Source organism: Parabacteroides faecalis (assembly GCF_022809355.1).
In the GTDB taxonomy this organism is placed as follows: Bacteria; Bacteroidota; Bacteroidia; order Bacteroidales; family Tannerellaceae; genus Parabacteroides; species Parabacteroides faecalis.
The window spans coordinates 24,986-34,624 of sequence record NZ_JAKZMM010000043.1 but is presented as its reverse complement, the minus strand read 5'-3'; the positions used below and the strand labels follow the sequence as shown (position 1 = coordinate 34,624).

The 9,639-nt window shown below is 40.5% G+C and carries 7 protein-coding genes; all 7 read right to left on the bottom strand.

Annotated features, from left to right (window positions below; translation table 11 throughout):
• On the bottom strand, positions 1-2,934 hold a 2,934-nt coding region (locus tag MUN53_RS14580; protein ID WP_243326244.1), incomplete at its 3' end, for a hypothetical protein.
• An 82-nt stretch (positions 2,935-3,016) separates the two neighbouring features.
• Positions 3,017-3,430, bottom strand: a complete 414-nt coding sequence (locus MUN53_RS14575; RefSeq protein ID WP_243326242.1) for a hypothetical protein — start codon at positions 3,428-3,430, stop codon at positions 3,017-3,019.
• Positions 3,427-7,467, bottom strand: a complete 4,041-nt coding sequence (locus MUN53_RS14570) for a tape measure protein (RefSeq protein ID WP_243326240.1) — start codon at positions 7,465-7,467, stop codon at positions 3,427-3,429. Before MUN53_RS14570 ends, MUN53_RS14575 begins: the two co-directional genes overlap by 4 nt.
• 3 nt (positions 7,468-7,470) lie before the next feature.
• Positions 7,471-8,184 carry a hypothetical protein gene (locus MUN53_RS14565; RefSeq protein ID WP_243326238.1) on the bottom strand — a complete coding sequence of 238 codons (714 nt, stop codon included), beginning with the start codon at positions 8,182-8,184 and terminating at the stop codon, positions 7,471-7,473.
• Between the two features lie 123 nt (positions 8,185-8,307).
• Positions 8,308-8,766, bottom strand: a complete 459-nt coding sequence (locus tag MUN53_RS14560; RefSeq protein ID WP_243326236.1) for a hypothetical protein — start codon at positions 8,764-8,766, stop codon at positions 8,308-8,310.
• A gap of 16 nt (positions 8,767-8,782) precedes the next feature.
• Positions 8,783-9,181, bottom strand: coding sequence for a hypothetical protein (locus tag MUN53_RS14555; RefSeq protein ID WP_243326233.1), 399 nt, complete (start codon positions 9,179-9,181; stop codon positions 8,783-8,785).
• Positions 9,178-9,639, bottom strand: a complete 462-nt coding sequence (locus tag MUN53_RS14550) for a hypothetical protein (protein WP_243326231.1) — start codon at positions 9,637-9,639, stop codon at positions 9,178-9,180. The genes MUN53_RS14555 and MUN53_RS14550 overlap by 4 nt, the downstream gene beginning before the upstream one ends.

Below are 9,639 nucleotides of genomic sequence, written 5' to 3'. Positions count from 1 at the left end.
TGTAAGGCTGTCGATAACGTTTATATTGCTTCCACCACCACTTCCGGCATTGATAACATATAACTGTCCGGAAGAATTTTTCCCGATAGTTGTTCCGTCATATCGCACCAGCCCGTAGGTGGAAGAATCAGCAACAGGTAGTCCACTTGCATAAGAACCGCCGTCTTGATACGCTATTACATCACCTTCAGCAATCATGGTTCCTTTCGTAACAAAATTACCGTTATTCGAGCCTGAGAAATAAGCGGCAAGTTGCCCAAGATGTCTAAGATTGAGGTCTCCACCAACGCTGTCTATAGTCCACTCGGATAATGTGATCGCCTTAAATGTAGGAGAATAAGAAGTTCCTAACCCCTGATTTATCGTATCAAGGTCGCTCTTGTTGTTGTGCCAGTGTTTATTTGAAAAGGCTTCATCCCAGTTGCTTACTTTTGTAGAAGATATTCCATCCAATACAGTCTTGTTGCTATGTGTATGGTTATTAGTGTATGCTGTGTTCCAGTTCGATATAAGACCGGAAGTGATACCGTCCAAAATAGACTTATTATTGTGTGTATGAAGTCGCGAATCATTACCCTGACAAGCTGTGCCGGCTGTTGTCCCAAACTTAACCGAAAGAACAGAAGCTGCCGAAAAGTCAAGTCCCGTACCTACCGTAAAGTCAATACCACCGCCTGCATCTGCCTCCAACTGTCCGGAAGCATTGATACGTACAGTCGTTCCGTCCACCTTGACGAGGCCGTAGGTATATTGATCTGCCACAGGCAAACCACTTGCGTATTCTCCACCGTCAGCGTATGCGATAACATCCTTTTTAGAAAGAATCGTTTCATTGAAAGTCTTTACGCCTCCGATCGTTTGGTTCGTTGTCAAATCAACGTAATTGTCAAAGTTCCTTTCCAGCTTCCCGATAGCCGACAGAATCGTATCGGTTGCCGTGATAGGAGAATAAGCTTCCGGAATAGCATAGCCTGTCAGTGGAGAAGAAAGTTTGAGATAACCCTGTTCTGTCAAGTAATCGACAGTGATATAGTTGTTGTCCGTAAGGTATTTTTCAAGCTGTTCTTCATCAATACCACCGCCACCGGCAAATTCCGGATCAACATACCATCCTTCGTTTGCATCGAATAGCAATCCACCTCCCTGTTTCGCCTTAAACAGGCCAAATGTATCATAGTCGGCCACCGGAAGGCCACTGGCATATTCACCGCCGTCGGCAAAAGCAATAAAGTCCTTTGCGGAAATGGCCGTATAATCTGTTTTTATTGTCCACTTGGAAGGATCGTTTGGAAAACCATTCTGATCCAAAGTCCATATTCCTTTATATTGGGACAAACTCTGCATGATGAGTTGCTGAACACGTCCGTACCCATCTGTAATAGCTTTGTTCAGATCCGCAAGTGCCTTAACAACATCTATATTCTGATTGGCATCAATTACTTCTTCTTTTATCTCTTGCGTATTACCTTTTATCTTTTCTTCCCCTATAGTAATTGTTTGTTCTATAGGGTAATCCAGCTGTTTTTCTACTTTCAACACACGGGTGGAAAGGTTATTGCCACCATATATGAATGAAACAGACTGCCCCACCTTCATATCCAGGTTCTCTTCATAAAATGATACTGGATATGAAGGGAAAGAATATGAATTCATATTTCGTTTATACCTTTCCATTTCAGAAAGTAAGGCTTCGGCCAGCTCTTCCTGTGAACTGCTTACATATTCTTCAGGCATCCGGATATTATACAGGACTATATTGTCACCATCAGCAGGAATTAAAGAAACAGTTCCAGGAACAATGATAGACCCCGATTCTTCAACAAAATTGATCTCATATTCTTGGGTTTTCTCGTGATAAGTCAGTTTAAAGTCACGACCATTCAACTGACCGGATTCAAAGATTACAGATAAATCAAGTCCAGGCAAAAGCATACCTTCTGGATTCTCTTCTTTATCATAGGTTGAATTATTAAAGTTGAATCCGTCTATCTTGAAATACCATATTGCATATTGCTTATATAATGGTTCCCCTTCACTTTCTCCAACTTGAATCTTATTGCCATCACTGTCAATGTAGTCTTTTAACTCTGCTCTTACTCCGGAAATAACCAACTTAGAAGATGGGTAGATATTATCGAATATCAATGTCTTGACAAAAACCTCTTCCGGATGAAGGCCCGGACGAATATCTATATATCCCCCGGGATACAAACTTTGATTCAACGTAAGACGTTTATTTACCAAACCATTCGTAAAACCTCCATCGTTATAATCCTGAGTAATGTTTCGTGTTGATCCAAACGCATAAAACCGGGTAAAATAACCATCCTTATTATTGGTCACGGTTGGAATACCTACATTTTTACCGACTTCCAATGTTATTGGCTCGCCATATTGGCATTTTGAAAGATGTATAACGCTTCCTTCTACCCACCATTCAACATCCCACTTATTTGCGATCTCTGTTAAACCGTCAAATATGCTTATATTCTGGAATGATATGGTCTCCATTGTTGATTGTGCTATTGAAGCATCAATGGAATATGTAAATGTTTCTCCTGTATATTTTGACAGCGCACGGACAACCGCATCCATAAACTGTCCGGGATATGCAGTCATAGACCAATCCGTTTCCTCTCCTGTATCTGTGACATAAAACAATGGTTTTTTGCTCCATAACGCTATCTTATCGTAGAACTTGGGAGTATACTGGAAAGTACTTTCATCTTTAAAAGATGGATCATAAGGCTCTAACAGACGGTATCTTTCGCCATCGTATTCAATATAAGAACCTGCTGGTAACTGTATGTTATTTTCATCATCCCACGACAACGAAATGTAACATAAACTCATCAGTTCTTCATATTTCTTGCAATCTGTTGTTTCTATAACAGATTTAAGTATCTTTCCGGATATGTCTTTGATGTCAATCATAAACAGTTTCGTATAACTTCATACGATATTATCTATTTTGCAAATGTATAAATTATGATTGAAATTCAATCACAATAAAGTACTAATATCTATCTTCAGGATTAGGTTCGTTAAGTCTCAAAGAAAATTTACCTATACCTTGCATGAATTGACTAAATTGCTTGCATGAAATGTATATCATTTTATACGTAATATCTGGTTGGTATTTTGTCCTAATATACAATTTACCTTTCTTCAGTTCATTGCAGAAAGACATATATCTTGAAAAGAATACATCTTTATTCGGTGCAGTAATATTTATCTGTAATGTAACATCTCTCTCGTCAACCTTTACATTATCAATAACGACCCTCTTTCCGTGTTCAAGGCGACTCTTGTTCTCTATCAAAGATTTGTTAGGTGGAGGCGCCATTAATGCAGATAAAGACGTGTCATCCATGCTTATTCCCCATTGCCCATAAGCGTCCTGTCCATTTATATATAATTCTCCAATCATAAAGCCCTGCTTATATTGTTGTTAATATCATCAAGCTTCTTTCCAAGCAATTCAAACATTTTTTTTGTGAATCCTGAAATATCTTCCAAATACCCATTCGATGAAACCATCAGGTTTTTTATTTCTTGCAAAACGGTATTACAACATTCAGCAGAGACCCCTATAGACTGTAAAAATGTAATGTTTTGAAGAATCTGTAATCCTACATCATATAAGGCTGTGAAACGTCCGCTAAGTTCACCAGCGTCTTCATGCGTCATTTCAGTCCCAAATCCACGGCTTGAAGCAGTTTGTTCTGAAGAAGAGGATGAAGAATCCCAACCAAAATCCTTCATAATCTGTTCACGTTGCTCCAGCATGTCATTCACAATATCCTGATATTCATTTCTAAGATTCTGTGCTTCATCTGTAGTCAACTGATTACCACTTTCCCCATACTTTGCCCATGAATCATACAACTTCTTAATCCGATCCTTATACTGATTAGCGACCAAGGACGAAAAGATTGCTTTCTGTAAATATCCCTCGAAGTTTTCAGCAAAATCCTCGTTCTTTGCATCCAGGTCGGAAAGCATATCAACAAAACTGTCCTCAAAAGAGTCAAGACTAATACCGGTAAATACTTCCTTCTCTTTCTCGGCGATCTCTTCCAGCTGCTCTCCGTATTTCTCAATGTTCTGGATATACTCAATAAAGTCTGAATTAACCGTCGTTAGTACAGACACGAATTTTTCATCTTGCAGCACTTTGCCGATAACATCCGCATCAAGTGACAACACATCGTTGATTCCACTTACCCGCTGTCCTACTAAGTCCGATAAATTGGTCCAGTCATTTTGGGTCATGCGGTCGTTGATCCTATAACCTAATGAATGTGAACCTATGCTTGCTCCACTACCTGCCAGCATGTTTGCCAATTGGCGTTGACGCTGTATCTGCGTTTCAACCAACTTAGCCGCTTCATCGGCCGCTTTCTGTGCTTCTACGCCATAGTCAATGTCGATATACTCCATTTTCTTGGAAATAAGGGTATCCCACACAGAAATCAGATTATCGTACCGGCTCTTCATCTCCTCATATCCAGAATAATCTGCACCACCCAAACCAAACAACCCGCCGATCGTCTTACCTATGCCAGTCAGGATACTAATGGTTCCAGTAATGGCAGAAAAAGGCTTCGTCAAGTCTATACTCGCCAAGCCATTCATCACCTGTCCAACTCCTTCAAAGGTATTCGAAACGGCCTCGGGAATTTCTACTCCTAATGATTGAAGCATATCAACCACTTCATTCCCTGCATTTACTATTTCCACCCCATGAGAACCCAAGGAGTTGGTAGCCTTTGTCAAATTGGCCAATACCACTTGACGTTCAGACAAAGCCCTGTTCAAATTTTTCTCTGCTTGCGTTTGGTCGAGTGTTTTCTTAACTAACTTTCCCGTGGTCTTGTCATATTCATTGACAGTGACAGTACCATCGGCCATCACCGTATTCAGATCTTCTTGGGCCTTATTAACCGCCTCCTGAGCTGACTTATATTCCTCTAGTCCGGCTTTAAGTTCATGAAAAGGATCGCGGTCTGCTATCTTAAAATCCAAATTCTTGAAAGCATCCTGCAATTCTTTCAAGTCTTCCGGACGTAAATCCTTTGCTGCCTCGTTGATATAATCTCCCAGTTTATCACGCAAGGCACGAAGAGAAGCCGTAGTCTGTGTATCCAAGTCGCCAAACACATCAGCAAAATTGATGGATTTCTTAAACTCCTCAAAATCTAATGTTTTCAGGGCCTCTTCCGATTGTTTCTGCAATGAAAGCTTCTCTCCTTCCGTTTCTGCCTGAGAAATCTTCAATGCATACATATCCGCTATCGCCAGTCGCTTTTGCTGGTAATCTCCATATTCGGAAAGATACTGATCCATAGCTTCACGATGCATGGTGATGTTCTTCTCGATCTCTTCCGGAGTGATGAGAGTAACTTCCTCATCGGGAACGGTGATGAAAAAATCTTTCGTTTTCTTGGAAGTACGTGTAGTTTGTTTTATGCCAGTCAGAGTTTCCAATGATTTCTCAGCTTGTTGCAACTCTTTTATTTTTGATTCTATTACAGACTCAACCGTTTTCCCGGCTTCAACCTGTATCTTACCGCTACGTAAATCAGATATTTCTTGTTTAAGATTCTTGATTCTACTGGTAACATCATCAATCTCCTCTGAGATTACTGATTGAGGAATTTCTTTTCCATCACTATTTTTATAATCAGACAATCCTGTTGTATTATCAACTCCGAACTTAACACGTGCTTTCTTGTCAAGCTCATCTGTAAGTTTTACAGCATTAAGAATGTTAACAATATATCCTTCAACAGCTCGGTTTGTTACATCAAATACTCCACCATCTTTACCTGCTACTTTATCAAGAGCTTCAATAGTTCCATTATCAAATCCTGAAAACTCATATTTACCATTTTTTATACTTGAATTGACAGTACCTTTCAAGATGGCATCTCGTATCTTGGTGTAATACTTAGTGCCAGTTTCTTCTCCTAGTTTTTCTATTAATCTGTCTTGTATCTTTCCAAGGTTTTCAGACATAAGCGCATCAAGCTCTCCTTGTTGCTCGTCCTTGAACTTGTTATACTGCCTTGCTCCAAATGATTTATTGATCGCTTCTGTAAGTCTGTTATATGCTTGCTCTGTCAAACCAACTTTTTCTATTTCGTCTGCAAGCTGGTTGTCATACTTGGAATAGTTCTTAATGATTTTATCCTTGACAGCATTGTATTCATCAGTTCCTTTTTCTAGTGCTGATAATTCTCCTTTCAGTTTGGATAGTTCTCTCTGTTCGCCTAAAGATGCTTTCTCAGATTCTTTGATTGCATCATTCAGCTTAGATTGGGCTTTCTCTGCATCTGTCTGATAAGTGACCAACTTGTAGATACCGAATCCTAAAGCAGCGACTGCGGATGCAGCTAATATATACGGATTAAACATCATTGTCTTGTTCAATGACGCTGTTGCAACTTGCAACAATTTTGTTCTTGCGGCAACCATTGCCTGAGCATTAGACAATGTTATTCCAGCAGCAGCGGCTAACTGTTGCTCAACTACAGCTTGTGCAAGCACAACAGAATGTGCTTTTTGTAATGCTGTAATAGTAATCAATGCAGCCTTGTAAGCTCCATACGTCCCAACAAGTTCGAGCAATACTTTCCCTACTTGCTCGTAGTTCTCAACCAAATCAGATACCACTCCAAGCGCACTATTAATAATACCTTCGTTTGCTTTCCCGATATTGTTGAACATCTGAGAAATACTATCCTCAATATTTGAAATCTGTCCGGCGATAGTTTTAGATTGTGCTTCCATAAGTCCACCGAATTTACCCCCTTCATTGGTCAGACTTTCGATAACTTTCTGGACTTCCGGGAAACCAACTTTACCTGCTTCAACCAAACTCTTCACTTCACTTTCTGCTACTCCAAACTGCTTGGCAAGTTCTCCAATCATAGGAATACCACGACCGGTGAACTGGTTCAAGTCTGCGGTGTAAAGGCGTCCTTGTGCCATTGTAGTACCATACAGATAAACCAAATCACCAAGAGGAATACTCAATCCGGCTGCGATATCTCCAAGTCTGACAAGTGTTTTGTTTACGTCTTCGGCAGCGACACCGTATGCAAGCAAAGATTTTGCTCCGTTGGCCACACCTTGCAAATCAAATGGAGTGGTAGCGGCAGTACGTACCAGCTGTTGCATGAGAGCATCAGCTTTTTCTGTACTACCAAGCATGGTCGTAAACGCTACTTCGAGTTTTTGGAACTCACCACGAATCTGTACTGATTGTGCGATAAACTCTTTTGCAGACAATCCTACTCCGAATGCAGCAGCGGCTTTTGTCAACCTTTCGAATATCTCTTCAATGTTTCCACCCTCACGCTCAACAGCCTTAGATACGTTTTTTACTCCTTGCTCTGTCTCTTGCAACTTACGCATGAGGTTAGAGTTATCTCCTGTTATGTCAAAATGCAATCCAGCCATACATCAATCCCAGTTCATAGATTTTATCAGTTTCAAGTTCTTGGGGTCATCTGCATTGATAACCTCTCCTCCGTCACGTATATTCAGTTTCTTGCACTCTTCATCACTCAGATAAACGGATGATACGGAATCAGCCAACAACATCTGCAAGTTGATATAGCTGATACCCCATACCACATAATCAAAAGTCCATCCATAGCGTTGACACGCAGTATCTATCAACAAACCGTAGATACTTTTACCTCCAAATGAGATACTTCCTTTGTTAGACTTTACAGACGATATACGTTTCTGCAAGGCACGTTCCTTGTCAATCCCGAAATACTTGATGTAGCTCTCAGAACTGTCCCAACTGAATACGAGCACAAGTAATTGTGCCAATTCAGCATCATCAAGCTGTGACGAAAACAGTTTTGCACGCTTGTTTACTTTCTCATTATCCAACACATTACGCTTACCTTGCAAGCTGTGATAGGCTATGACAAGACAAACGGTATCACGTTTCTCCTTGCATAACCTCAATGCTTCCATATACGGATTCATGGAAAGAATATCGTTGTTCAGTTCCAGTGATTCTGTAATCCTTGCCAACAGATAAGTCTTTCCAAGCGTAGGTTGGTATAAATAAAATCTCCGCTTGCCTATATTGAAACAAATCGGTTTGTCCAATATCGCATCGGAGATACTCATTTCTATGTCTAACTTGTGCTCGTCCATATCGTCTAAACTTAGGGCGGATACGCTGAATCGAACAGCGACCTTTTACGTGCTACCATTACACCATATCCGCTAAAACTAATACCTAAAAACGCTTTTTACAGTGTTGAATCTGTCAAATTATTATTCGTCAGTGATGACTTTGAACTTGACAGAATCGCCTGTAGGAGCTTTAAGAACATCGAACGTGTAGGTCTTTACAAGTCCGTTTTCAGCGTCAAATTTCTTTTGGACATTCACAGATGCACGGTCAATCAAAGCACCGATAGCGGTTGCGTTCTCAGGAGTGATACGAACTGAATATTCATCAGCAACTACTCCATCACTGTCTATTATCGGGTCTGTACGTTCTGGAACCTGACGTACATCGAAAACAAGCTGATAGGTATTCTTCTTATACTTCACTGCTTCGTTTTCTCCACCTTCAATCTTGGCTTCCATCTTATCACCTTGTGTAGTTGTAAGCTGTGTCGTTCCTTCAACTGGCGTTGCGAATGCTTGCCATTCTCCGGAAACATCACCAAGTTTCTTGACTTCGATTTTAGGCTGTCCCCAACCTACTGTTACAGTTGTTTCTGCCATATCTATTCAATTTTAATTATTCGTTACAATACTGATATAAAATCTTGTTTTTGATGAAGTGTTCATCTTTACCGTTAACAGGTGGTGTGGTCTGCTCAACCAATGTAATTCTGAAACAGCCTCCGTTATGCACTTCCAATAAATCAGACGCAAGTCGGCAAAGCTCACGACAACGTGTGTCGTTTATTTCTGCTTCACCATCACGGATATTGTCTTTCACGTAGATGTTGACGTAAACAAAGGCTTCCTGCATTTGGCTTACGTTGTTTCCGATTACGGAGATAACAATATCTTCCTTGTCGGAATTAGCAGGACGCTTGGAAGATTTGCACAGCTTTCCTGTGGCTTCTTCATCAAGCGCAGAGCCTTTAATCACATTGTACACATCATCCTTTATGTCAATTACCGTTTTCATTTTGCTACTTGTTTACTTAGTTTCTGCATCATCTTTGGCAATTCTTTTCTTGCAAACAGTTCAGGTGTGGCAAGCACATCTTTGTTATCCATAGCTTCCACATATTCGGCATAGTTCATTCCGGCGACAACCACAAGAGCATACCCTATCGAGTATTTCTTAATCAATTCGGTTGCGAACTCTTTTCCGGTCTGTACACCTTCTGAACCATTCTTCACTTGCTGAAAATCTGAATAACCGATTATACTTCCGTTATGAGCAATGACATAACCGATTGAGCTACGCAAGTTACCGGTCTGGTCAAACCAGCTTTCTTCTGAAGAACGATCTCTTGCTTTTATCACACATTGCTCTCCCAAATAGGAAAGCGCACGTATGGTAAGCCTTTCGACACGTTCTGCTTCTGCTCGAATGACAGCTTGAACTTCGCTCATCGGTGTATTCATTCTTATGCCCAT

Coding starts and splice junctions, on each gene's coding strand:
- MUN53_RS14575 (WP_243326242.1), bottom strand. CDS start 3,430: ATGATTGGAGAATTATATATAAATGGACAGGACGCTTATGGGCAATGG.
- MUN53_RS14570 (WP_243326240.1), bottom strand. CDS start 7,467: ATGGCTGGATTGCATTTTGACATAACAGGAGATAACTCTAACCTCATG.
- MUN53_RS14565 (WP_243326238.1), bottom strand. CDS start 8,184: ATGGACGAGCACAAGTTAGACATAGAAATGAGTATCTCCGATGCGATA.
- MUN53_RS14560 (WP_243326236.1), bottom strand. CDS start 8,766: ATGGCAGAAACAACTGTAACAGTAGGTTGGGGACAGCCTAAAATCGAA.
- MUN53_RS14555 (WP_243326233.1), bottom strand. CDS start 9,181: ATGAAAACGGTAATTGACATAAAGGATGATGTGTACAATGTGATTAAA.
- MUN53_RS14550 (WP_243326231.1), bottom strand. CDS start 9,639: ATGGGCATAAGAATGAATACACCGATGAGCGAAGTTCAAGCTGTCATT.